The organism is Bradyrhizobium yuanmingense (genome assembly GCF_025200905.1).
Lineage (GTDB): Bacteria > Pseudomonadota > Alphaproteobacteria > Rhizobiales > Xanthobacteraceae > Bradyrhizobium > Bradyrhizobium yuanmingense.
On record NZ_CP104173.1, the window covers coordinates 5801155 to 5825281 of the forward strand.

Here is a 24127-nt window from a genome sequence, read left to right on the forward strand (position 1 = left end):
ATAAACAGTCGCATCGGTTCGTCAATAGCATCGTGAGCACATTGCAGCTTTTCGTTGTCCCCGGCCCTGCTGGCGCAGATTTTCCGCGCGCGGCGACCGCGTCATTGAAGGCCAGGCTGAACAACAAGCAGCATTGACACCAAGAGGTGTGAGCAACGTGTCGAGCCGATTGCAAACAGATCCGCACGCGCCTATCGAAGAAACATATTGCTTGCATGATTTGGACGAAGATTTGCCCCAGCCCGTCAACAACCGAACTGACAGAGAGGCCTTTGATGTTTGGAAAAAGGCAGCCCAAGGGCTTGCTCGCGGGCACGAGGCGATTACGAATGCCAGTCGGGACGAGCTCAGGAAAGCTCTGGTTGATCTTGACGCACTGTTTCGCAGTGCTCCCGGCAGCATCCACAAGGCCTATCGAAATCTGACGGAAAGGCGGATCGAGAAGGCGCGGGAAACCTTCACCGACTCGATAGGAGACGGCCACCTTTCGTGGTCGCTATCAGAAGAGACGCCCGAATTGGCAGCCTTGAGGATGGGCGGCCTCATACGGGAAATCGATCGGGTGCTTGCCGAGCGGCGCTCTCACTGGCCGATGGCGCCAAGTGAGTGGCACTTCGAGCAGCTCGGATGCTGGTTCATTCCGCGGCAGGGCGTCAGCGCATTGCGCCCTGCCCGACGGGGGCAAGCTTACTCAAAGCGAGGCACGCTCTTTCACCGGATATTACCTACACTGATACAGGGCTACCCCGTCCACGTGGTCGATACCCGGACTTTGCATAGTGCAGCGAGGAATGCGAGCAAGTGGAAGATGGGAGCTTGCCTATTCAAGGCGCTGAAGCTCAATCCCGAATTCATTTCGGTGGAAGACGATAAGCGCTTCACGGTCGCCAGCATAGAGGCGCCTTCTGCAGGAGAAGCGATTGCGGTGCAGATCGGCCAGGCACTGCGAGAAAATTGCATCGCGGTCGTCTGGCCTGAGCTGACCGTTCCCCCGGATTTGCGGGAGAGAATCATCAAACTTATCCGCGAACGTGACGTCGCTGATGAGCTCGAACCGCCCGAAATTCTGATTCCCGGGACTTGGCACGAAGCAGGCGACCATGGGATCGTGAACCGGGCCCGGATCTATGACGGGTATGGTGAGGAGCGCCTGACGTACGACAAGATCGCCCCTTACGCGGACGATGATTGGGGCACGGAAAACATCATCGCTGGCGATCGCATATGTGTCCTTGCCACCGAGGGTGCGTTAATCGGAGTCGCCATTTGCCTTGATTTTTGCGACGTGTGCGAGACGCCATTCATCGACCTCGATGTCGATGTGATGCTGGTGCCCTCAATGGGAAACGACCGCACCATGCAAGGCCACCAGACCACGGCAGCCCAAGTCGAGGTGCGGTTCGGCACCCGAACTTTCGTGGTGCAACATCCCACGCACACGGCCTTCAGCGACGGAAGACTAGGTACCATTTTACCTCTCCTGAAAGAACCCAACTTGGTTCCAGCCCTTCAGCTGGGTCAAAAAACCGTTTGGACTGCCTACAATTGGGCTCTTGACACCTAGATTCGGGGCTAAAATCAGAGTAAAGCGTTGTAAAACGTTGTTAACGGTTGTGATGTAGGTCTAGCCCATGCCTGACGTAGCCTTAGAAAAGATAGAGACGGGCGAAGCAACGGCCAGAGAGGCCAGGCGGCTCATTTCGGAATTGCTCAAAGAGGGATCCGAAAAAACTCTGGAGCGGCTCTACGCCACCCTCGGCGCGTGGATTTGGAACGCGCTCGAGAGCCGCCGGCGTGATCCAGAGCTGCGAGAGTGGTTCGACATCCTGCGACGGACGAGCGCAACGCTCGGGCCGAGGAATGCTGCCTACGCGGAGCGGTTCCGAGCATTCTACGATCTTCTGCAAATGTCGATCAACACCTCCAAGCTCGTGCGTCCAGGCGAGGTCATGCACCGTCAGCACGTGGTCGCAATCCTTCGACTGCTCCGCGACGCACCCTCGCGTCAGATGGAGAAGGCAGCGATCGCTAAGAAGTTAGAACTCAGAGACGCCAATCTGAGCCGTATTTTACGGCTGATGATAAACGCGCGATTTGTGGAACGAACGGCACAGGGAAAATTCGCTCATTTCGCTGTGACGCGCGAAGGTTTGCTTGAGCTGGAAAAGCGCGAAGGGAAGAGGCGCAGCCAAGTGCCCACAGTGCTGGGAGATAAATGCTCGCCAGCTGGAGCCGCTCACCCTCACTATCTGGTGGCAAATGTGGATGCGGTTCTTCGCTCCTTTGACCTGGCGATACAGAACTCTGGACACGCCCCCCATACGGCTGGGCTGCTCAGTGCCGGAGATAGTGGCTTCCGTCGCGCCATGGAAGACTATCTGCTTCATTTTCAAGGACCCGCACCTGCAGCGCCCGAATACATGAAGGTGAGGACTAAGAATTCATACCAAGGTTTTTCCGTCACCGTCGTCCAGACAAAAAAGACCGAAGCCCACGGCTCTTACGCCATCGAGGCGGCAAGCAGTCCCAAACCCGCCTCATTCCCCGTAGGGGCGCTGCATCTGTACGAAGAGGATGACCATGTCGAATGAGGATCTCAATGCCTTGAAAGCGGATGAGGCGGGCGATCCCGGCTCTGTGGTGCTGTATGGAAGTGCTCTCGTCGATCGACTGACATATATCTCAACGACCTTCAGCTCGCTGATCATGAGTATGGGCAAAGCTGCTCGTGACGATCGCGATGTCCTGGTCCCCCTGGTGGAGGTGAAGTTCGACGGCCCGACCGGCCAGGACGACGCTGTATCGAAGACCTTCTTTTCAGAGCTGGTGCCGCTCGAAAACGTAGCTTTCGTTCTTGAGGACATAACCAACGATCTCACGACCATTTGCCGTCACCTGAGTGCGGTGAGTGGCGGACCGGTGAAGCCCGATTTCAAGCGTTTGGAAGAAACGAAAAGGCTTCTGGACGAAGCCAAGGACAACATCGAAAAATGCCTGGCAGAGTTGGAAGGGATTGGCTGAGACTCTAAAAAGCCCTTGCGTTTTCGAGCGGTCTTCGGTCGAGAGTATGGCGAGAAAAATGGACGAGAGTCTTCGCCGCCCGTGCGACCGTCCCCAGTAAGAACTTTCCTCGCCGTCGCTGCCGGCGGCGCTACCGGAGATCTGGTGAATAGCTTTTTCGGCTGCATCTTCGCACTCGCCGCATCACTCGGTGCTGGCCCTTGGCTCGAGCGCGCCTTCATCAAACGCGCTCATCACGAGATGACGCGCCTTCACGGGGCGGAGTGGCGCGGTGGAGATCCCTAGTCTAACTGCCTCGCGTCCTCAAAGAATCCGCCATAACCGGATGGCGTATCTCGACGCAGGCATGCGAGGGCCGCGGCTGGGCGCTGGAATTGTCAGGCTCGATCCGAGCGAGGCTCATCGTCTCGTCAGGCGTCACCAGTAGGGAAAGTGAACCAAAGTCGGATCTCAAGTTTGCGAATCGCTCGGTACCGAGCCTTCAAGCTCCTCCCTTGGAATATCGTCGAAAGAGGCGTAGTTCAGGTTGTAGAGTTTGGAATAGAGACCGCCTGCGGCCATCAGTTGGTCGTGGTTGCCACTCTCAATCATCTGCCCAGACTGGAGCACGATAATGCGGTCCGCTCCGCGGATCGTGGCGAGCCGGTGAGCGATGACGAGGCCCGTCCGCCCCTCCAGTAGCCTGATCAGCGCCTTTTGGATCAACATCTCGGTGTAGCTGTCGATATTGGCAGTGGCCTCGTCGAGGATAAGGATCTTGGCATCCGCGACGAGGGCGCGAGCGAAGCTGATCAGCTGCCGTTGGCCCAGAGAAAGATTGCCGCCGCGTTCGCCAAGCTGGGCTTCATACCCTCCGGAAAGTCTCATGATGAAGTCATGCGCGCCGACTGCCTTGGCGGCTTCGATCACCTCTTCACGCGTGGCTTCAGTCTTGTGGTAACGGATGTTCTCAAAGACCGTGCCGGTGAAGAGGAAAGGTTCCTGCAGTACCATCGAGACCTGTCGGCCCAGCGATCCCTGTGTCAAGTCTCGCACGTCCTGTCCGCCGACCAGCACCTGACCTTCCTGCACGTCGTAAAAGCGGTGGACGAGCGCCATGGCGGAAGACTTGCCCGAGCCGGTGGGGCCGACAAGCGCAACGGTCTCGCCGGAATTGACCCGGAAGGAGACCTTCTTCAGCACGGGGTACTTTGAATTGTAGCCGAAAGTAACGTTCCTGAACTCTACCGAGCAGTCCATGTCCGGCGAAAGCACCTTGGCGTCCGATTTGTCGTTAACGTCTATCTTGACGTCCAGCACGTCGGTGAGCCGCTTGCCGGAGGCCATGGCGCGCTGCATGACCGAATACTGTAGAGTCAGCGCGGATCGGGTCGAAGAAGCGCTGGATGTAGAACAGGAAGGCAACTACCACCCCGACATCGAGCCGCCCGTTCAAGACCATGGAACCGCCGACAACGATGACGACGGCCATGGCAAGGCCGGTTAGGCTGTCGACGATCGGCACCATCACCTGAGCATATTTGGCGGCCCTCAGATGCCTCTCCAGGTTAGTGCGCGCCTTGTCGTCGTAGAGCATGAAGTTGACCCGCTGGCGGTCCATGGACTGAACCGCCCGTACACCGTGGATGGCTTCAGCCAGCGCACCATTGGCGACCGAATTGGTTTCGTGGGCGGCCATAAATGCGTCTCGGGCCCGCGGCAGCCAAAAGATGCGGACGATGAGGAGTACTGGCAGCACCGCGAGTGTCAAAAGGCCGAGGCGGACATCGAGCCACAGCATGACGATGACGATGCCGAAGAGCAGCGCGATATCGCCGACCGAAAGCACGCAAGTTTCAAGGAATTCCTGCATGGAATTGACGTCGCCCTGGAGGCGCGACATCAGCCGCCCCACCTCCGTCTTGTCCATGAAGGATAGCGAAACCCTCTGTAGGTGGCCGAACATGGCGCGGCGTATGTCGAAGAGCACGTTCTCGGCTATTTGGCCGACGACAGTCTCCTGGGTGTAGCTCGCCGCATAATTGATAAGGATCGCCGCCGCAAACTCGGCTACCGCCCACGTCAGCGCTGCGCGGTCCCCGCCACCCGGGCGCATGCCATAGTCGATCGCGTCGCGGATAATCAGCGGGATCAGGAGCTGGGTCCCGGTGAAGATCAGCACCGCGGCGACCGAGACAGCCACCTTCGGACGGTAGGGCCGAACGAACGCCCAGATACGCTTGAGGATGTCCTTGTCGAAAGCGCGGCCGAACATCTCTCTTCGAGGCGCTGCGAGCCGGCGACAGCGCGGGGCGGACGGCCTCCGTTGTCGAGCACGTCGTTGCGGTCGGCCTCGATCTCGCCTGCACGCCGCTGGATCATGAGCGCCGGTCCTTCAGAATCTCGTTTCGCCAGGACGCACCCGAAGCTCATAGAGCGCGTTGTAGCGGCCACCCTTGGCGAGAAGCTCGTGATGCGTGCCACGCTCGACGATCTCGCCGTTCTCAATGAAGAGGATCTGGTCGGCGTGCATTAACGAGCTCAGCCGGTGGGCGATGACGATCGTCACGCGATTCTTGGCGAAGCGCTGCATGGCAGAGCGGATGCGTAGCTCGGTCGCCGCATCGATCGCCGCCGTGGAATCGTCGAAGACAATCACCGAAGGCCTGAGCATCATGGTGCGAGCGATCGCGAGCCGCTGGCGCTGGCCGCCCGAAAGCGATACGCCGCGCTCGCCAACCACAGTCTTGTAAGCGGTAGGCAGGCCGAGCACGTAATTATGGAGCTGTGCCGACTCGCTTGCCCGCTCGATCCGCTGTTCCTTGGCCCAGGGGTCGCCATATGCGATGTTATTCTCGATGGTGGTGGTGAAGAGGAAGGCATCCTGCTGCACCACCGCCACGCGTCTGCGCAAGGAGGTCAGAGTGATCTTGCGGATGTCCTGTCCGTCGAGCGTGATCCGTCCGCCCGTAACATCGTAGAAGCGCGGAATGAGATGCGCGATCGTCGATTTGCCCGAGCCGGGTGGGCCGACGATGCCCACGGTCTCGCCCTTGCGCGCCTCGAAGCTCACATTCTTTAGGATCGGCCAGCGCCCGGCCGCAGCGTAAACGAACGAAACGTTCTCGAAGCGGAGCGTGCCCTCGGTAATCGTCAGCGGCCGTGCATCCGGCGCATCCTTAACGGCGGGCTCGACGTCGAGGAGATCGAAAAGACGCGCCCCGCATGTGGAGGCGCGTGCAAACGCATTGACCATTAGCCCGATCTGGCGGACGGGCATCTGCAGGATCGTCATGAACGTCAGAAAGGTGGTGAGCCTGCCCACGCTGATCTCGCCGGCAATCAACTTGCCTCCTCCGACAAGCAGCACCAATCCCATGGCAATAAAGAACGAGAAGGTCATGGCTGAGGTGCTGCGCACGCGAATGCCTATGCGCTGATGCGCAAGTTCCAGCGCATTCCTGGAGGCGCGATCGAATTTGAGCATTTCGTAAGCTTGGCTCGCAAAGGCGCGCACAACGCGGATGCCGCCGAGATTTTCCTCCATCACGCGGGAGAGGACCGAAAGCCGCTCCTGTAGTTCCAGCCAGGTTCCGCGCAGCCGGAGCTGGGTGACGGACGAGCGCCAGCCGACAAAAGGCACGAAGCTGAGCGCCAGAAGACCGAGCACCAGATCAGTGGAGATCAGCATATAAGCCCCGATGCCGATCAGCATCGTGAGGAGCACTGCACGGACCAGTGCTGTCGAGAAGTACATCCGCACACCATCGAGGTCGAGCATGCCGATGGTGATCAGATCGCCCGAGTGCACTTGATCGTGGAAGGAGAAGCTGAGGCGCTGGATTTTTTCGTAGCATGCAAGGCGCAGTTCGTAGGCGAGGTGATGGCCGACTGCCTCGGAGAAATAGTTCTGCATCATTGTGAAGAGGCCGCGCAGCACGCTGACGAATAGCAGAAGGGTTGCGGAAATCCAGAGAGCGTGCCCCGCGGCAGCCCCTGTAGCACCGCCGCCCACAGCGGCTTGGGATTGATCGACGGCGTTACCGAGCAGCTGGGGAATGAGCAGTTGCAAGGTTGTCGCAATGACGGTCGAGCCAATCGCCAAGGAGACTTGCCACGGGTGCCGCAAGTTCATGCGTGTCACGCGTAGCAATGTGCTTAGACCACGGCCCCAGCTCGCCGCTTTTACGTGCGCGAGCGATTGCCCAATGTCCGTCGCACCATCAATGGCATCGCTGCTCAAGGTATGTTCCAGACTTATTCTTTGTGCCCTCAGGGCGGTGAGCCAAGCCACTCAAGATCAAACGCGCCTACTGAGCATTGGCAAAGGCTACACGGATTCGACTTAACCCGTGTGACGGATTTACGGAGCCAGTATTGCAGTTCCGCTAAGCTCGATTCGGTTGATTTCCCGTGCGGAGCGCAGAAATTCGGCGATCACATTCGCCATATAGCGCCCTAGCGCCAGGTAAGCTCCAGAGCGCGATAGATCGGAGAGATCAATTCCAACCAGAACGGGGGGCCAAGTTTGCATGGTCACGCGAAGCAGACGCATAAGGCAACTCGGCGCGACTGCGAGATCGCTTTGCAGGACAACACATCTCGGAGCTGGCAAGCTCGTCGTCACTGGCGATTGGTAAGGGTGCGCTCGAAACTGTTTCTTTCATTGACGGGACAGCTGGAGTCGTGCGTGGCCATACCTTGGAGGTTCCGTCAGTTTCGCCACGATCCTTCGATCGAGGTGGGGCGTAGCCCAAACCGATTTCGTCCGCTTCCGCTGTCTCTCCTCTTGGCCGCGGCTCCCTGCATAAGTGCGATGGTCCTGCTCTTGTCTCTTGCTCTCAGATGGAGGTGAGCCGGTCTTGGCAATTTCGGGAATGCGATCGACGGCACCCATCTAAGCGGAGGGCCTCCACGGAACTTATCACCGGCCAACGAACTCGCTCGTTGTCGCAAGAGCGCTTGAGCGGCTTATGTTGCAAGTGTCTTCACGTGCTTGGGCAACAACCGCGAAACCTACCGAGATCTCCCGCGAACGACTTCCAGCGCCGGTATCGAGCAAATTTGCTTGCGGCGCGTTCGCGAGCCTACTCGAGACGCCGCCTACTCCGGTCAAAACAACGTGCTCTAAGCAGCGGCCTAGCGGTGTTATGTTACCTTGACATCGCTCCCGCGGGGTCGCCCCTGCTCGTTGGTTGAAAATAACACGGAACCTGCGCTAGCCTCTTGAGGATTTCCTGCGGCGCGAAGCCGTTTACCGGTGAGATTCACCTCAAGGTTGGGGCCCGATTATGCAGTACGATCGGATCGATGCCCGAATCCTTGAGATCGTCCAAAAAAACCACCGAGTAACTTCGGAGGAGGTCGGCGAATTGGCTGGACTTTCAGCGACCGCGTGTCAACGGCGACTAAAGCGGCTCCGTTCTGAAGGCATCATCGAGGCGGATATCTCAATCGTTTCGCCGAAGGCAGTAGGCAGACCTATTCAAATGCTTGTGCTTGTGAGCCTGGAGCGCGAGCGCGCAGACATAATCGACAAATTCAAGAAGGCCGTTAAATCGTCAGTCGAAGTCGTCAACGGCTTCTATGTCACCGGCGATGCCGACTTTGTCCTATACGTTACAGCTCGGACCATGGAGGATTATGAGGAATTCACCCGAAAGTTTTTTTACGTGAACCCTGACATAAAGGGATTTAAGACGATGGTCGTGTTGGATCGCATAAAGGCCGGATTTGCCGTACCGATCGAGTCTCCGGCGGAGGATTGATCGCTGGTTGAGGTTCACCGGGGATCGTTATTTTACCTTTGCGCGCGCTATGACGCCCGAAATCGTCAGCCAAACATGATCGAGGCCCGCAAGACGAACGCAGATTGCTGAAGCGACCCCGCCAAAGCCATTGCTTTTTGTCAACGCTGGTCGGAGTCTTGCTCGGGGGGAGCGGTGTGCCTCCAAGTGAAATCGGCCCTGCGGGTTTAAAAGGCTGGAATACTCTCTTCGCCGGTCTCAAAACTGAGTGAGGTGCGCGGCAGAGCCGGGGCACGTCAAGGCAACGGTTCGATGCTGCAACGACACAAGCTTTGTGGTCAGAACCACGATCTGATCCGCCATCCGCTTGAAATCGGCGTGCTGCGCATCGATCCAGTCAGGTCCATTGGTAATTTGAGATCAGCCATCACCGCGAAGCCGTCCGGATAGCTTATCAGGATCTTCAGAACGGTGACCTGGAAATTCACACCCCACACCTTTTGCGAATGGAGTCACATGGTTGGCGCGTCGGTGAGAGCTTCACGTCCGATTTCCTTGAGGCGTTCGCGCGACGTCTCGCCTCGAGCAGCGGCCTCCAACATCTTTGAGGCGACGTGAGCGCGCGCTCCCACATCATGATTGGAAATATGTTCGCAGACTTTTTCAAGGACGGCACACAGAAGTGCGTTCAAGCATCCAAGCGCTCTCCGGCCGAGCCTACGCGCTCGGACTCACGGGTCAGACGCCGCCGTCTGACTTAGGCGATGTATTCACGAGGACTAATCGAGCAGGGGCTTGGCCATCTGCGCTTATGTCCTCTCGCGACACATCCGTTGGATCAGACCTGTTTACCAATCCTGTCATTTCCGATGAAGAATTGTCCGGCGTCACAGAGCCGCCGTTAGCAGTGGCAAACGAAGCGTCAGACCCAACGCCCACCCCTTCTCGCTTGGTACCTACGTAGCGCAACGTCATGGCAGACCCCTGTCAACATGATAAAGCTTTATACCGTCCCTGAGAACAACAACAACGCACCCGCGAACTTTGATCGTTCCTGGTCGACTTCTGCAGGTGCGCTCACGGCCGCGGTCGGGACGCTAGGCCAGTCTCCGACAATTATTATCACGCCAAAGCAAACTGTATCTTGGCGATTTTAGCCCCGAGATGGCAGTCTTTTTGCGCTCTCCGAGCAACGATTGACGTACTAACTCGTCATGCTCCGAAGCCTCTCGTCGTAAGTGCCCCGGAATATTCGAACCGATTTGGACAAGGCGGCGGAGCGGCGAAACATCATCCCCACTGTCGCCGTCGGCGCGGCCCTCGCCGCCCGTAATGACCGATTGAGAAACACGAAAGCAACGCGCGCCTTTGGCCTGGGCGCGCAAAATAGGCTCCGTCTATTGCAGACGCAGCAAGCGATCTTAACGCCAGGCATCGCTCGCTCGTACTGTAGGCTCGGCTTTCCTCTTCTCCCAGAACGAGATTCAGGCAGCCCTCGCCGCCTCAGGCTTTAGCCGGTTACTACGTTGCGCGTGGCCGTGTCCATTCACGCTCCGCGATAGTTCGCGAGGCAGATTGTCATGACGTATTGCATCTTTCTGGCGGTCATCGACCCAACAGTGCTGGGCCGCATGGTTGTCCCATATCGCTATATCTCCAAGCTTCCAGCTCCACCGAACGGCATTTTCCGGCGCCGAAATATAGGACTGGAGTAGATGAAAGAGCTTTCGGCTGGTATCCTTCTGCAATCCGACGAAACGACCTCCGAAGTTGCGGAGAGCGAGAATGCGCTCACCCGTCTCGGGATGACTCCTAACCACCGGATGGTCGACCTCAGGGTTCGTTTGAACGGACCCTTCATGAGGAGACTTCGTGTTTGCCTCGGCAGCTCCTGAGCCCGCCGCTTCCGCGGCCTCCTCACCATGAACAGCCCATAGGTCGTCTACGAGCTTACGCAGCGGCAGCGGAAGGTCGAGATATGCAGCTCGCATGTTCGACCAGACCGTCTCGCGGCGACCGGGAGCGATCGCCGCGGACCGTAAAACAGATAGTCCTGGATCGACATGGTGGGTGATGTTCGCGGGCCAATCGTCATCTGGATAGATGGCCCGCGAGCCCACATTGCGGAGCATTTTTATCAGGCGCTCGTGCTCGGCGTGGTCAAGGTGCTGCTGCTCGCGGAAGAAGATCACTTTATGTTCACGCACCAGCTGGCGGATGGCGCAGAGAACGTCCTGCGACATTTCGGCCGTAAGTCTGACGTTCGCAATCTCGGCACCCAGCCGAGGGGCGCGCTTAAGAATGTTTGCCCGCGGAATGAACGCGTCATCGATTTTCGCATTATGCATCGTTCTATCCTCATCCTGTGATCCAGTCGATAAAACCTCCATCACCGGTCGCTTGAGCGATCGTCGAGTTGGCGTTTCCTGGTCCAATCGATAAGTTTCTTTTCGAGCAGCGCTGCCGAACTATACTGCGGCATAATGACTTCGCTCTGACGTTGAAAACGTAAGAGTGATCTTCCTTCAGTCAATGAAATGTACTCGTTTTCTTTCTGGGTGCAATGTTTCCTTCGCAAACATAGTCGTTGATGCAATTTCTTGTTGGATGCGTAACGCCGATTGTCGCGATATCGGGGGAACGGCCCACGATGCTCACGTCTGATGGTTCTAACCGCCTGAAGCACGATCTTCGCCTCCGAGCTGAGCTAACGATTGACTGATACAAATTCATGACAAAAGCATAGGCTGCCTGTCGATGATCAATGCGATCGCGACGTCCGCTTTTAGCAAGAGATGTCGCCGTCGCGCCTTGAATCGGTCGCTGTGAGTTAAAATGCGCAGGATTTCTGCGGGACCCGACTTTTGATTGCGCACCGTGACTCACACTAAAGTCATCGCCTAACTCGTGGGCGGCACATCGGCGGCATCGCAAAGCCCGGCTGTCGGAGGCAGCAAGCAATCGCGCTTTCATTGCGCCTTACTGGCGAGCATCACCCAAGGAAGAACCTGCCAACGGCATGACCGGCTGGCTTCTGCGAGCACCGGCATCGCCGATCAAAACTAGGCCGCGCCCGCGCGGCCAAGATCCCACCACTAAATGGTTCGCTTCCATTCCCACAGGTAAGATGGCTTTATCGTGTGTGGGGGGCCCAATGATTGAGAACGGACGGGCGGCAGCCTACGCAGAATGCCTCACACCTTCAAAGCGCCAGAGCAGCGACCGCTTGGAACATACCTTGCTGAGGCGAGATGATGTTGTCCTGGTGCGCAAGGCTAGGCCGCTCGAAACCCGCTGAGGACGTGATCGAGCTGATGCTTTAGCCGAGAGCTATCGTCAGACAATTGCTCAGCTGATTTGAGCACCTGCACCGACGCTGCTCCCGTTTCGCTTGCCAGGTTCGTGACGGCCCGCGCTTGAGGCCACCTGGACAGTCGCGGCAGCTTCCTGCAAGTTAAGCGCGACAGTCTGCCCGGTCGCCTTCCGATTCTCAATTGAGGCGACCGCAGCCATGGCGATCTCGCAGCTGGGAGAGATGATGACGCTGACCTACTATTCTCCCGGCTTCGCTGCCTGGACGGCGCCAATCTTATCGCCAATCTCGACAGTTGCTTGGGCGGTTTGCGAGGCAAGGCACTTGGCTTCCTGGGCTACAATAGCGAAGCCTCCGCCCACATCACCTGCGCGCGCTGCTTCGATTGTCGCGTTCAGCGCTAGAAGATTGGTCTGCCGCGCGATCGTGGCAATCAATCGGACCACACTCCTAATCCGCTCCTCCGCGGCTGCGAGTCTAGCCATCCGCCGCTCAACTGAGTTCCGCGTTTCGAACGGCTTGGTGTGCTGGATGCCTTCCAATCCGCGAGCGGACTTCCGCAATCGTCGGCGTCATTTTGCCTGTCGCGACCGCGACCTTTGAACATTCGCGGAGACCTCTTCCGAAGCGGCGGCCACCTCGACGAAGAGCTTCTGGCTTTGATCTGCCGAACAGGTGAGAGTTCGCGCGGACGCTTCGAGCTGCGTGGAGTCGGAAAAGACCGTTTCAATCACCGGCCCAATTGCGTCCTTGAATTCGGCTATAAGGCGAAAACTGTAGGCCCGGCGCTGATCGGCAGCCGCTCGATCCTGTTCGGTTATTGCATGGAGATCGGCCCGCGCCTCCTCACTCGCTCGCAGCTTGAACTTCTCGATCGCTTCAGCCATGTCCCCAAGCTGCGCATCTCGACGATGCCGATGCTGATCACATTCGGCGGAAGTCCATCTGGATAATTGCGCTAGCAACCATGATCATGGGGCTGCTCGCCTTGCTATCTGGTCAGCGCATTGCAAGACCGCCACGTCCGCTAGGAACTCCGCTTTGTAGGCGCGGATGAGCATCAGGATTGACGAGGTTACCTCGGGAGGAAGGTTGGCTTGCCCGACGTCCGTCTCAAGTTCCGCCTCACAGTCCACGAGCTGGTCGCTATCTTTGTCCTCGCCGCGCGGGGGTCTGCTCGTGTAAATCAGTCACGAACTCCTCGACAGGGCTTAGTCCGCGAGCTGGCGTTCATTGTTCGCCGCATGCGTTTTTACAAACGCTTCACTGGGCTTGCGCTCGAATTCGCGGGCAACTTGTCCGGACTCCAGTAACGTTTGTGACAGCGCTCTGACGTGACGCTTGAATTCGTTACTCCCATTCCACTCTCGTTGCGCCCCGCTAGCCTAGAGCATGGCAACAGGGCAGATTGCGCCTGTGACAATAACCCCTGAAATGCCCAGCAGCGCCAGCTGCTCGCGCAGCCCGATACGGCAGCCGCGAAGCGGTGAAGGTATCCAACGATCCGATCGAGACTTTGCGCATTTTGCCCTCAAGTCTGTTTGTTTTGCTACGCACTTGCCAAAATGCGCACAGCGATCCTGCTGAATCGCGAGCGGTATGTTTCCCTGCCGCTCGTGACGAGGCGCTGACTAATTTGATTGATTTCCAAAACCTGAAGCCAGCTCGAACAAACGTACGCGCGAATACACAGATCGATGTTCAGGGTACCGCCGATGAGCAACCCGCGAACTCGAACATTCTTGTGAAGACGGCTTCAAAATCGAAGTTGCTGCAAGCTGACCGCCATTTGCGCACAAAAGCTGCAAGTTATCCGAGCCAACGCCGCCAATCCTCTCAACGAAACGAGTATGCGATGTCTCCTTGCGCGATTTGACGACGTTTCGTGCAAGGTGGGGGTTGCCAGCGAGTTCATCCACTCACTGCGCTTCTTTCAGTGCCCTTCGGGGCGTTTCCTCCCTGACTCGGCCGCGCGGTATCTCGCGCGGCCTTTTTTCGCTATCGATGGTCCTACCGGATCGCTCGGATCCAACAGCCCAAGGAGTAACGCGATGACCTCGACCGCCGCCGCAAGAGCCGAGCCAGCCTCGACGAGCCTGCGCGAGCGTCTCAAGGACCCGGCGCTTCTGCGGGAGGCCTGCTACATCGATGGCGCATGGGTCGGCACGCCGTCACGAGCGGTGACAAATCCCGTGAATGGCGTCGAACTGGCAAAAGTCCCCGTCATGAGCACGGCTGAGACGACGCAGGCGGTCGAAGCCGCCAGACGGGCGTTTCCGGCTTGGGCCAAGCTGATGGCCAAGGAGCGCTCCAACATCTTACGCAAATGGTTTGAGCTGATCGCCGCCAGTCGAGAGGACCTGGCGCTGATCCTCACCTCCGAGCAGGGCAAGCCGCTGACGGAGGCGCTCGGCGAGGTCGATATCGGCGGTGCCTATGTCGAGTTTTTCGCTGAGGAAGCTCGCCGCGTCTATGGCGAGACGATCCCGACCCAGCGGCCCGACGCGCGCCTGCTCGCGATCAAGCAGCCGATCGGCGTCTGCGGCGCCATCACGCCATGGAATTTCCCGTGCTCCATGATCACCCGCAAGGTGTCGCCCGCGCTCGCCGCGGGTTGCACCGTGGTGCTCAAGCCCGCGAATGAAACGCCGCTCTCGGCCTTGGCGCTCGCGGCACTGGCTGAAAAGGCCGGCGTGCCGAAAGGCGTCTTCAACATCCTCACCGGCAACTCGTCAGCGATCGGCAAGGTGCTGTGCGAGCATCCGGCGGTGCGCTTCGTCGGCTTCACCGGATCGACCGAGGTGGGCAAGATCCTGTATCAGCAGGCCGCCGTCGGCGTGAAGAAGCTCGGGCTCGAACTCGGCGGCAACGCACCTTTCGTGGTGTTCGACGACGCCGATGTCGATGCGGCAGTCGAGGGCGCGATCATCTCGAAATATCGCAATATGGGTCAGACCTGCGTCTGCACCAACCGCCTCTATGCGCAAGATAAGATCTACGACGAATTCGTCGAGAAACTGGCGAAGAAGGTGGCGGCGATGAAGATCGGCGACGGCACCGAAGCTGGGGTCGTGCAGGGGCCGCTGATCAACATGGAAGCGATCGACAAGGTCGAGAAGCATATCGCGGACGCGGTCGAGGGCGGCGCGACGATCGTCACCGGCGGCAAGCGTCACGCGCTCGGCGGCAGCTTCTTCGAGCCGACCGTGCTCGCCAATGTCAGGTCCGATGCGCTCGTCGCGTACGAAGAGACCTTTGGCCCGCTTGCGCCGGTCTTCTGGTTCAAGGACGAGGCGGATGTGATCGCCATGTGCAACAACTCGCCGTTCGGCCTCGCTTCCTATTTCTATTCCCGCGACATCGGTCGCGTGTGGCGTGTGGCAGAGGCCCTGGAATCCGGCATGGTTGGCGTCAACACCGGTCTGATCACGACCGAGGTCGCGCCGTTCGGCGGTATCAAGGAAAGCGGGCTAGGCCGCGAAGGCTCCCGTCACGGCATGGAAGAATATGTCGAGATCAAATACGTGATGATGGGGGGGCTTTGACGCCAGGTATTATATGCCGACACCTTAAAAGCGAGTCGATCACGGTATAAGAACGAATCGGTTGGTCGGCCCGCGCTGTTGCGACCTCTAGTTGTGCCTGTCGGAGAAGATTTTTCCACTGCGCTGAGGGTTCTGGAGCCTTAAGAGAAGATTTTGACTAGGATTCGAATGGGCCTTAGTCGGGGTGTCGGCGCGACTTGACAGTGATGGGTTCCGGAAACGAGCTTTTGCCTAGTTGAAGCCAACAAGCATGACCGGCACCGTTCGCCAAACCAACGTCGACCCCGACCGACCGCAGAATGCGGCGCCTCGCCCGTTTACCGATTTCCTCGCAGCGCCGAGTCTTGTGCTGCTGGGCGACCCCGGTGCGGGCAAAACGCATGTCTTCAAGGAGGCGGCCGCGGCCGAGCGCGGGCGGTTTCTCAAGGCACGGACTTTTCTCGCCGCGCCGGCCCCTATGCTGACGGGGCAGGTGCTGTTTATCGATGGCCTTGATGAAAAGCGGGCCGGTCGCGGCGATCAGGATACGATCGATGCCCTGGTGACTAAGCTCTTCGAGGTAAATCCGGCTAAAGTGCGAATCTCCTGCCGGGTCGCGGATTGGCTCGGCGAAAGCGACCTCGCGGCGCTTCAGCCCTATTTCGAGCAGCACGGCGAGACACCCGTTCTCCTGCTTCAAAACCTGTCGCACCGGGAACAGGTGGCGGTGCTTATTGCACAGGGCGCGACGGATGCCGAAGCGCATGTGTTTCTGACGGAAGCGACTGAACGCGGGTTGGATGACTTTCTTGGGAACCCGCAAAATCTCATCATGCTGTGGCGCGCGGTGAAGGCGGGTATTAACTGGCCGGCGACGCGCAAAGCGCTCTTTGAGGTCTCGACCAAGCTCTTGCTTCAGGAGTTTGACCAGGAGCGCGCGCGGAGGGGCAGCGGCTCCTACTCCGCCGCCGACTCCGGCCGATCGCGGGCGCCCTGTGTGCCGCGCGGCTTATCAGCGATGTTGATGCCATCAGCCTGACGGACCAGGAGGGTGCGGAAGACATTCCAGGTTATCGGTCAGTCACCTTCTTTCCGCCGGAGAAAGTGCAGGCCGCCCTGGGCCGCCGGATCTTTGACGCCGGGCAGGAGCCTGAGACGGTCGATTACTCGCATCGTACGATGGCGGAATATCTCGCGGCTGAATTCCTAGCGGCGCGAGTCCGCGACGGCTTGCCGTTTGGCCGTGTCGTCGCCTTGCTGGGGGTCGATGGACATCCGGCAGCGGAGTTGCGCGGCCTCCATGCCTGGCTCGCCGTTCACCTGCCTGAGCGGGCCGATGAGCTGATCGAGGCGGCCCCGTATGGTGTCTTAACCTACGGCGATGCGGCTTCGCTGACGCCATCCTCCTGCGCCTCGCTTGTTCGGGCGCTGGACAGGCTTTCGAAAGAGAACCGGTGGTTCCGCTCGGGTAACTGGGAATCGAGATCCATCGGCGGCTTGGCGCGACCCGATATGGTCGGGGAATTCCGCGCCATTCTCAATCATCCGGATTCCGGCTTCGGTGTTCGTTCCGTCGTCGTCGATGGCCTTGCGCTCGGCACGCCTATCCCGGCCATGCTCCCGGACCTTGCCGCGGTTCTCGCCCGGCAGGCCTCTCCTTTTGCCGAACGCGCGCGCGCCCTTGCCGCCTTGCTGCGTTATGGCTCGAATGGCGAAACAGCCATCAAGCAGGTCTTCGACAGCGCGCTCGGCAAGACCGCCAACGATCTGCGCCTCCGGACAGAAATTATTCGCGCGCTTTACGGTGGCCACTTTGGCGCGGCAGAGGTCGTGGCGCTTCTCAACGACGCGCGACGGGTGAAGAAACCGCCAGCTCCGCCATGTTCTGGAAGCTTGCCGACGATACTCCGGTCGCCGATCTCCCGGCTGTGCTCGATGGCATTGTGGCTTCGGATGATGACCGCAAACGTTTCGACCGGCGGGGCTGGGAAGTCGGGTCGTTGTACGCGCGTGTACTTGTCCGCGCCTGGCGCGCGCCGGGTCCATTCAACCCGGAGCAAGCCATCGCTTGGCTCCGCAAGCGCGTCGCTTTCAAGGGCGGCCACACCGAAAGCCGCGCGCGCGACTTGCGCGCCGCCATGCGCGAGACGCCCGAGCGGCTCACGCAACTGGCGCACCACTTCTTTCGGATGGTGCCGCTGGATGAGAACGAATGGCTCTCCTGGCATCGTTTTCGTGAAGCGATTTTGTTCGAGCTGAACCCGGATGCGTTGCTCGATATTGTTTTCGAGGAGTTACGCGCCGCGGCTCCGGACAGCGACCGCCGGATGTTTCTCTGCGAGGTCGCGTTCAGTCTATGTTATCAGGCTAAAGAGCCGCATGGGAGCAGCATCTTTGACCAGCTCTTCGCCTTGCCCGATATGGATGCGGCTCTGGCGGGCATCCGCACGCGGGCAACGGCGACAAACCTGCCGCCTCGGTATTTCGAGGGGCGGACCGGCCAGAAGGACGTGGATATCGAAGAGAACCGCGAGAAGCAGCGTCAGGACTTCGACCGCGATTTTGAGCAAATCCGGAGCGGCCTACATGCGGGGTGGCTGCTTCATATCATGCGGTTCTGTTTTGCCTGGTATGATGAGCTGGACCGTGAGGGTACACCCCGTGCGCGTGTTGCCTCATGGTTTGGTGAAGAGAGGACCGATGCCGCGCTAGAAGGGCTGGCAGCAGCGCTATCCCGCGACGATTTGCCGTCTTGCGCGGATATCGTGCGCTCGGCTGCCGAGCAGAAATATTCTGACTGGTGGTATGTGCTGGCGGCGGGCTTGAACGAGCGCATGTCGGCCGGACAGGGTCTTTCCGGCCTGTCGGATGATTTTCTTAAGGGCATGCTGGTCTTCGATGTCGCCCATCCGGTCTATGAGCCGCGAGACGGGGTCGAGCATGTGATGGTTCTCCTCTGGCGCACAGACTTAATGGAGCGACGCCCGGACTTCGTGCGCGATGCCTATCTTGAGGTGGCGCGGGCTCGCCTCGCTAGGGGGCACGAGTTCGCGGACGGTCTGCATGAGCTTCTGAATGAACCCGCTTTCGATTCCTCGCGGGCCGACATCGTTCTTGAGTTGCTTCGGGACTATCCAAACGCATCACCGTTTCGTCTCGATGAGATGCTGAGCGCGGCTGCGAAGTTGCCGGTGGCACACGACCGCCTGCTGGCCTTGGCCCGCACGGTCTTGGCAGGGAGTGCTCTCGCCGAACGACAGCGCGATCTCTGGCTAGCAATAGCCTATATGCTCGCGCCGGCAACGTTCGAGGACGACGTCCGCCAGCGTGCGGCTGCGCACCCAGCGTTCATGTTCGATCTCCGCGACAAGAGCGGCTTTGCACACAAGGCACAGGCTGCGCAACCCTTGCCGTTGCCGATGGCTGAATTCACGTTTCATCCTGCTCTCGTCGATGCAAGGAAAGCACGGCACCAAAGACGCTTCGAGCTACTCGGCCTCCAAATGGGGAATCCTTGGCCTGATGAAGTCCGCAGCCATGGAGCTCGGCGAACACAACATCACGGTCAACGCGCTTATTCCAGGTCTCGTCGACACCTCGCTGACCCGCTACGAGAAGCGCCTCAGCGAATTAATGAGCGAGCAAGGACAGAAAGTAGAGCATCCCACGCCACAGCAGGCCTTGGGACAACCGCGCCCCGACCGTGCCGCTGAAGGTCGGCTGGCTGCAGCCGGACGACATCTCCCCAGCCGCCGTGTTTCTTGCTTCCGACGCCGCCAACATGGTCACCGGTGCCGAGTATGAGGTGACTGGCGGCGACAGCGCCAAGGACATCTGACGGCTCGAGCCCGCGGGCGACGTAGCGTCGCCCTGCCGGAACGGCGGCGACTTGGCACCGCTCTGTCCAGTCCCCCCTCAGTAAGATCAATCCGGTCATGCCCAATCGCGCGCAGCAGATCGTCAACCCCGCTTTCGCTTCGGACTAGGCGGAGTTTCGCTGGGCAAGGAGTTTAACAAGCACGCGGACAAGGACGCCGAAATGACGCTCGAAGCGACCTGGGAGGTCGGGGTGCGCTACTTTGATGTCGCGCCATGGTACGGGTTCGGCCTGGCTGAGCGGCGGTTCGGGCGGCTCCTCCACGCCAAGAAGCGAGGCGAGTATCTGCTCTCGTCGCAGCTACCGCCGCTGCGAATCGTTCGCGAGTTGGTGCGGCGAGGCGCCCCACGCCGAAGTGTTCCTGCATGCCCCCGGATGATCTCTTCGGTGTCCTCGAAGCCTCCGGATCGCAACAATCCTACGAGACCCGCTAATTCGGGAAGAGGTATGTCGCCGTGATCGCGCCCCCCAGCGTCCCGGTATGGAGCAAGATTGCGGCCATATGACTTCCCGCCCTCCTTCCTTCGTGGTCGGAAAGCGATTGCGGCCGAGGATGAGGCGACAATCTTTTGTACTGTCTCGCCGGGTCGCATAAAGCCGTGCGCACGTGCAATACGATCAACGAGGACATCAAAATAGATCGGACCTTCCTTATCGACGACATGGTCGACCATGCTGCGGAGCGTGCCGCGGTAGCCAGCGTCATAGAAGCGCTCTCGGTCGGGATCCGCTACGCTCGCGGGGTCAGCCCTCATATATGTCGTGGCCGGTGCGCTCTTCACTTCCTGTATTTCTGTTGTTGGTCCACGAGCGTAGACCTTTGCTTCTTGTATAGTCGCTGCATCGTCATTTGGTGGCTCCGGTGCTGGCTCAATTTGCTCGCCTTCCGTTTGCACCTCGGCAGCTTCGGACGTGGCGTCGGCCGATCGGTCGAGCTCATCCGATCGCAGAACTCCATCAACCGAAGGCGGAGCATCTTGATCAGTCTCGACCGTGCGGGACGCCCGGTCCGCATCGGGGTCGGTCAAGAAGCGGATCACCGCGCAACAGCGCGGTGATCAAGTCGGCGAAAGGGGGGGCGGCACTGAGCCGCCCCTCATCGCCCTCAACCCAACCGTCTCACGAACACTAGCGTCGATAGCGGAACGGCAGAGCCTTCCGTTATGCCGCCGGCGTCACATGAGCCGCCACGATTCTGCCAAGAATCGGCTCGATACGAAAAATACGAACCTAGAACTCGCCAGACCCACTAGCCCGGTGGCGGCGAAGCTCGAGCCCTCCGGTCAAAATAGGAGGGAGAATGGGGATGAGCGGTCCCACGAATAGCTGCCCGGCGCGCTGCCGGTTTTACTGATCTTCCCGGTGCACACGCTGTGCGCCACGCGCAATGGGCCTAGGTTGCGCACGGATGATCCCAACACATGCCCGGGGTTTGCCGGGGTACGTGGGGATTGTCCTATGAAGACTCTCGGCTGGGCTGCAATCGTTTACTCCGTACATGACGCTTACACCTTTGGGGCGCTCGTCCTGCTTATTGTCGGCGAGATCGCGATCACATGCGTCTCGCGTTGTAGGACACAGGCGCGTCCTCGCGGATACCTCCCGAAAAAGGAATAAGCAGCGGTTAAGTTGATTTTTACTTTGTCGGCGTAATCTGACGATGCCGAACCAGTTTTTCGCAGCAGTTGTGGAGGCCTCAATGACCGCATCACAGCGGAATGTCCAATTACTGGACGTCCAGTTTCTGGACAATGGAAGTGCCCAATGATCGGCACCGACCTGCCCAAGTGGCGCAAGAGTAATCATTTCACCCAAGATGCCCTGCGGATGGCGTTAGGGCTGGGATCTCGTCAGACGATCATCACTTGGGAGAAGTCGACCGACAAACTTCCTCGGATGCTGGAGTTGGCACTAATCGCCCTGGAGCGGTTTCCGGATCAGCGGACCGCTCTAGGCTACAGCTACGCGACCTCCGATTACCCCGTACAGCGAGCGAGACCGTCGTTCTGAGGTATTGAGTTGAAGACCATCGGTTGGGCCGCAATCATCTACAATGTTCATGACGCGCTGACGTTTTGCGTCGTCTTGCTCCTCATTGTGGGGGAATGCGCCGCCGCGTACATTGCGCAGAGTAAGCGGAAACGAAAGTAAAACGACTATTTTCATTCTCGCTCAAGCCGGTCAGCAGCGGCGATCATGTGGCTTGCGCAGTGGCTAAACGCCATCGTGATCAGCTGCCTCTCGGTCATTTCCTCGATGTACTTCTTTTGCTCAGGAGTACTCGCTGCAATGAATGCCTTACGGAGCTCAACTATCTTGTTTTCGACGGTCCCCTGTTTATGGCCGTGCGCGAGGGCGTTCCGTAATTCGTTGCCGACTTTGAGGAGAGCCCAGAGCTCTTCCGTCATTTCTTTGACGTATAGGCCCCCTTGGCCACGTCCATCTTTCCGGCAAACGTTCGTCCTTTGCGCCTTCTGCGACCTACTCTGAGCAGCTCATTCAGGGCTTGCTCGGCACCGAGGTGCCCCCTCAGTACTTCGAGGATCCGCTCTTGGTACTGTTCGATGCGCTCCGCCATTTTTACGTGCGCCTGCTCGAAAACTTCCTCACGGCTAAGCTGAGGCTGGTCGGCGGTCATCGTTCCTCCTTGGTTGAGCGCAAACCATGCGCACCTGCGACGTCACCTATGAGCCGCTCGATGCTGGCCGCGTTGGCTCGTCCGTCGGTCGCGTTGGCTCGCCGGGCACGATCGAGGAGTGACCGGGTCAGGGGATGCCACGAAGGCTCCTCGTGACATTCAGCCGTGACGGAACGGCAATAAGCAAACGCGGGTTCGACCAAGCCGGCCAGGGCCAGGCAAGTTGAACCGGCGAGTAACTTCCTGCGTTCGATATCCATCCGGCCCCTCCATTCGTCCAGGAAGGTCGGCTGTAAACTAAAATCGTGGCGAAGGACATGTGGTGGTCAGCCGGACCAAGAGCCGCCCGTATTCCGAAGCGGCGGATTCCCGAAACGGTCTCCAACCAGCCAAGAGGCTTGGAACGCCTTCAGGGTCAACGCTTCCTTTGCCGAAGTGCTCACCATTGTCCCTCGCGAATGCCGGGATGCATACCAGCTTGATTGGAACTTTCGCGATCCGCATGCCAATGCATTCGCGCCCCCCATCGACGAAAACGCCCCAGCGCAGGGCACGACCGTATTGTGCAGACAGGCATAGAGTGCGTTGAACGCTGGTCTTGCCAATGTGCGCGCAAACGGTCAGTGCCAAATCTGATCATGAGCGTGGTGCGCGGCCGTCAGTCCGTCGCGGAAGAAGCGCTCGTAGTATTCGGTCTCGACGTGATGGGCCTGCAGCCACACGCCGGGCACGTGGATCGCGTCGCAATGCGCGGGGAACCGGCCGTGCGTGTCGTGGATGTAGTTGCAGATGTCACGCACGCAGGCAATCACGTCGGCGCTGTATTCGGTAGCCTCGTCGAGATAGTTGTCGCCGAAGCCGTCCTTGTAGATGCGCGCGAATAGCTTGCGATTCTTGTAAAGCCCAGCCGGGCCGAATTTGGCCGCCACGACTGATTCTACCGCGTCCGACATCGTTTCGTAGTTAGGTGGGCACTTCGCCTTGATCAGGAACTCACCCCCGACCTTAAGGCCGACCGGATGGGCGCGCAAATCGGTGTATTTCGGCAACGGCACGTGCCAACGCAGAAGGTCGAGCAGCCGCCATCGCGGGGTGACGAAATCGAAGCCCAGCATCTTGCCGTACTGACCAGCAAATTTCGGGTCGCCCAACATCACCGGCGGGCCGATCGTGGCATGGATCCAGGCGCCAAGCCCCATCGCATCGGCAACCAGCATGAGATTTTGCAACAGCAGATCGGCCTCGATCTGGGTGCGAAGCGTGCCGAGCAGGCCGAGCGACACCTTGAGGTCTTCGTTCAGAAAGCCCTTCTTAATCCAGGGCCTCACGCCGGCGGCTCGATAGAAGTTGCGATCATCGACGATCATGGGACGGGCCCCGTCGGGCTGCGTCAAGAGGTACATCAACCCATTGATGTATTGGTGCGACAGATCGACGACGGGGAACAGAATGGTGGTGCCCGGGAGGTTCGATAGGAACCGGTTGGAATCGAGATAAGCTGGAAAATCGCGCTTCCCCGCCACATCAAGCCGGATGTCGAGCACGCGGACCTTGGCGGCCCGCGCGTGTTGCAGCAGAGTTTCCCGGGTGAAAGGCATCCCGGTTGGGGGGAGGTTGCGCAGGAAATATGTCCCGCTGTCGTTGATCAGGAAGAAGTGGGTGCCCTGAGCGTTGTCCGGGCTGCCGGCGGAGCGGCCGTCCATAGTGAGATTGGGCTTGGCCATGATCACCGCGCCGCTCTGCGGGTCTTGGAACGGACGGTCGGGCATAGTCAGTCCTGTGCAGCCGGTCACCGCAATGAGCACGGCCTCCTCGAGCTCCGAAAGCGGTTCGGGCTTGTGCGGTGACGTGTAGCTCATCGAACCGGCCTTGACCGACGCTCCTCGGCTCACCCGATGGGTGCGGCGACGCCAAAGGGTTTCCATCAGCGGCCGCTGCAGCAGCGCCTCGAGCCCCGACTGGTCGGATTTCTGGTCGCAGTTCATCGCGTCGCCCCATTTTTTGCGGTGCCGGGCCGACGAGCCCGGA

The 24127-nt window shown here is 59.3% G+C and carries 20 protein-coding genes and 3 pseudogenes; 12 read left to right on the forward strand and 11 right to left on the reverse strand.

Annotation, left to right across the window (positions count from 1 at the left end):
* Positions 1-157 precede the first annotated feature (157 nt).
* The 3 genes from N2605_RS26985 to N2605_RS26995 all read left to right on the forward strand — a co-directional run bounded on the left by N2605_RS26985 (position 158) and on the right by N2605_RS26995 (position 3021).
* The gene (locus N2605_RS26985) at positions 158-1564 is read left to right on the forward strand and encodes a carbon-nitrogen hydrolase family protein (protein ID WP_260343801.1); all 1407 of its coding nucleotides are present in this window, start codon (positions 158-160) and stop codon (positions 1562-1564) included.
* A gap of 67 nt (positions 1565-1631) precedes the next feature.
* Complete coding sequence (locus N2605_RS26990; RefSeq protein WP_260343802.1) at positions 1632-2591, forward strand: winged helix DNA-binding protein; 960 nt, start codon at positions 1632-1634, stop codon at positions 2589-2591.
* Positions 2581-3021 (forward strand): hypothetical protein, encoded by a 441-nt coding sequence (locus tag N2605_RS26995; RefSeq protein WP_260343803.1) that lies wholly within the window; start codon positions 2581-2583, stop codon positions 3019-3021. The genes N2605_RS26990 and N2605_RS26995 overlap by 11 nt, the downstream gene beginning before the upstream one ends.
* Before the next feature lie 450 nt (positions 3022-3471).
* On the opposite strand, the pseudogene N2605_RS27000 reads toward N2605_RS26995, so the two are convergent.
* Together N2605_RS27000 and N2605_RS27005 are read right to left on the reverse strand one after the other, a co-directional pair.
* Positions 3472-5382, reverse strand: a pseudogene (locus N2605_RS27000) (ABC transporter ATP-binding protein).
* Between the two features lie 13 nt (positions 5383-5395).
* The gene (locus N2605_RS27005) at positions 5396-7243 is read right to left on the reverse strand and encodes an ABC transporter ATP-binding protein (protein WP_260343804.1); all 1848 of its coding nucleotides are present in this window, start codon (positions 7241-7243) and stop codon (positions 5396-5398) included.
* Between the two features lie 1048 nt (positions 7244-8291).
* Between N2605_RS27005 and N2605_RS27010 the strand changes: the two genes are divergently transcribed.
* Positions 8292-8768 carry an Lrp/AsnC family transcriptional regulator gene (locus N2605_RS27010; protein WP_260343805.1) on the forward strand — a complete coding sequence of 159 codons (477 nt, stop codon included), beginning with the start codon at positions 8292-8294 and terminating at the stop codon, positions 8766-8768.
* A gap of 317 nt (positions 8769-9085) precedes the next feature.
* Here the strand turns inward: N2605_RS27010 and N2605_RS27015 are convergent, their stop codons facing one another.
* The 4 genes from N2605_RS27015 to N2605_RS27035 form a co-directional block, all read right to left on the reverse strand.
* Complete coding sequence (locus tag N2605_RS27015; protein ID WP_260347548.1) at positions 9086-9235, reverse strand: hypothetical protein; 150 nt, start codon at positions 9233-9235, stop codon at positions 9086-9088.
* 996 nt (positions 9236-10231) lie between these two features.
* The gene (locus N2605_RS27025) at positions 10232-11095 is read right to left on the reverse strand and encodes a TauD/TfdA dioxygenase family protein (protein ID WP_260343807.1); all 864 of its coding nucleotides are present in this window, start codon (positions 11093-11095) and stop codon (positions 10232-10234) included.
* Positions 11096-12299: 1204 nt separating this feature from the next.
* The gene (locus N2605_RS27030; protein WP_311735332.1) at positions 12300-12497 is read right to left on the reverse strand and encodes a methyl-accepting chemotaxis protein; all 198 of its coding nucleotides are present in this window, start codon (positions 12495-12497) and stop codon (positions 12300-12302) included.
* Between the two features lie 135 nt (positions 12498-12632).
* Positions 12633-12947: a hypothetical protein gene (locus tag N2605_RS27035; protein ID WP_260343809.1), complete on the reverse strand. Its 315-nt coding sequence runs from the start codon at positions 12945-12947 to the stop codon at positions 12633-12635.
* Positions 12948-13546: 599 nt separating this feature from the next.
* Here N2605_RS27035 and N2605_RS27040 point away from each other — a divergent pair.
* The 4 genes from N2605_RS27040 (at position 13547) to N2605_RS36425 (ending at position 17843) form a co-directional block, all read left to right on the forward strand.
* Positions 13547-13936 (forward strand): hypothetical protein, encoded by a 390-nt coding sequence (locus tag N2605_RS27040; RefSeq protein ID WP_260343811.1) that lies wholly within the window; start codon positions 13547-13549, stop codon positions 13934-13936.
* A 175-nt stretch (positions 13937-14111) separates the two neighbouring features.
* Positions 14112-15605: an NAD-dependent succinate-semialdehyde dehydrogenase gene (locus N2605_RS27045; RefSeq protein WP_260343813.1), complete on the forward strand. Its 1494-nt coding sequence runs from the start codon at positions 14112-14114 to the stop codon at positions 15603-15605.
* A gap of 250 nt (positions 15606-15855) precedes the next feature.
* Positions 15856-16623 carry an NACHT domain-containing protein gene (locus N2605_RS27050; RefSeq protein WP_260343815.1) on the forward strand — a complete coding sequence of 256 codons (768 nt, stop codon included), beginning with the start codon at positions 15856-15858 and terminating at the stop codon, positions 16621-16623.
* Between the two features lie 65 nt (positions 16624-16688).
* Positions 16689-17843, forward strand: coding sequence for a hypothetical protein (locus N2605_RS36425; protein WP_260343816.1), 1155 nt, complete (start codon positions 16689-16691; stop codon positions 17841-17843).
* Positions 17844-18313: 470 nt separating this feature from the next.
* Here N2605_RS36425 and N2605_RS36430 read toward each other — a convergent pair whose 3' ends face one another.
* Complete coding sequence (locus tag N2605_RS36430) at positions 18314-18526, reverse strand: hypothetical protein (protein ID WP_260343817.1); 213 nt, start codon at positions 18524-18526, stop codon at positions 18314-18316.
* A gap of 385 nt (positions 18527-18911) precedes the next feature.
* On the opposite strand from N2605_RS36430, the pseudogene N2605_RS27065 reads away from it, so the two are divergent.
* The 3 genes and pseudogenes from N2605_RS27065 to N2605_RS27075 form a co-directional block, all read left to right on the forward strand.
* A pseudogene (locus tag N2605_RS27065) lies at positions 18912-19169 on the forward strand (SDR family NAD(P)-dependent oxidoreductase); the annotation flags it as partial.
* Between the two features lie 118 nt (positions 19170-19287).
* Positions 19288-19422: an SDR family oxidoreductase gene (locus tag N2605_RS27070; protein WP_260347549.1), complete on the forward strand. Its 135-nt coding sequence runs from the start codon at positions 19288-19290 to the stop codon at positions 19420-19422.
* Between the two features lie 201 nt (positions 19423-19623).
* Positions 19624-19920 carry an aldo/keto reductase gene (locus tag N2605_RS27075; RefSeq protein WP_260343818.1) on the forward strand — a complete coding sequence of 99 codons (297 nt, stop codon included), beginning with the start codon at positions 19624-19626 and terminating at the stop codon, positions 19918-19920.
* A gap of 170 nt (positions 19921-20090) precedes the next feature.
* On the opposite strand, the pseudogene N2605_RS36570 reads toward N2605_RS27075, so the two are convergent.
* Positions 20091-20216 (reverse strand): annotated as a pseudogene (locus N2605_RS36570) (DUF3320 domain-containing protein); the annotation flags it as partial.
* A gap of 1009 nt (positions 20217-21225) precedes the next feature.
* Here N2605_RS36570 and N2605_RS27080 point away from each other — a divergent pair.
* Complete coding sequence (locus N2605_RS27080) at positions 21226-21471, forward strand: helix-turn-helix domain-containing protein (RefSeq protein ID WP_260343819.1); 246 nt, start codon at positions 21226-21228, stop codon at positions 21469-21471.
* Positions 21472-21623: 152 nt separating this feature from the next.
* Here N2605_RS27080 and N2605_RS27085 read toward each other — a convergent pair whose 3' ends face one another.
* The 3 genes from N2605_RS27085 to N2605_RS27095 form a co-directional block, all read right to left on the reverse strand.
* Positions 21624-21869, reverse strand: coding sequence for a hypothetical protein (locus N2605_RS27085; RefSeq protein WP_260343821.1), 246 nt, complete (start codon positions 21867-21869; stop codon positions 21624-21626).
* Positions 21866-22099: a hypothetical protein gene (locus N2605_RS27090; protein WP_260343822.1), complete on the reverse strand. Its 234-nt coding sequence runs from the start codon at positions 22097-22099 to the stop codon at positions 21866-21868. The genes N2605_RS27085 and N2605_RS27090 overlap by 4 nt, the downstream gene beginning before the upstream one ends.
* A 620-nt stretch (positions 22100-22719) precedes the next feature.
* Positions 22720-24084 (reverse strand): hypothetical protein, encoded by a 1365-nt coding sequence (locus N2605_RS27095; RefSeq protein ID WP_260343823.1) that lies wholly within the window; start codon positions 24082-24084, stop codon positions 22720-22722.
* Positions 24085-24127 lie beyond the last annotated feature (43 nt).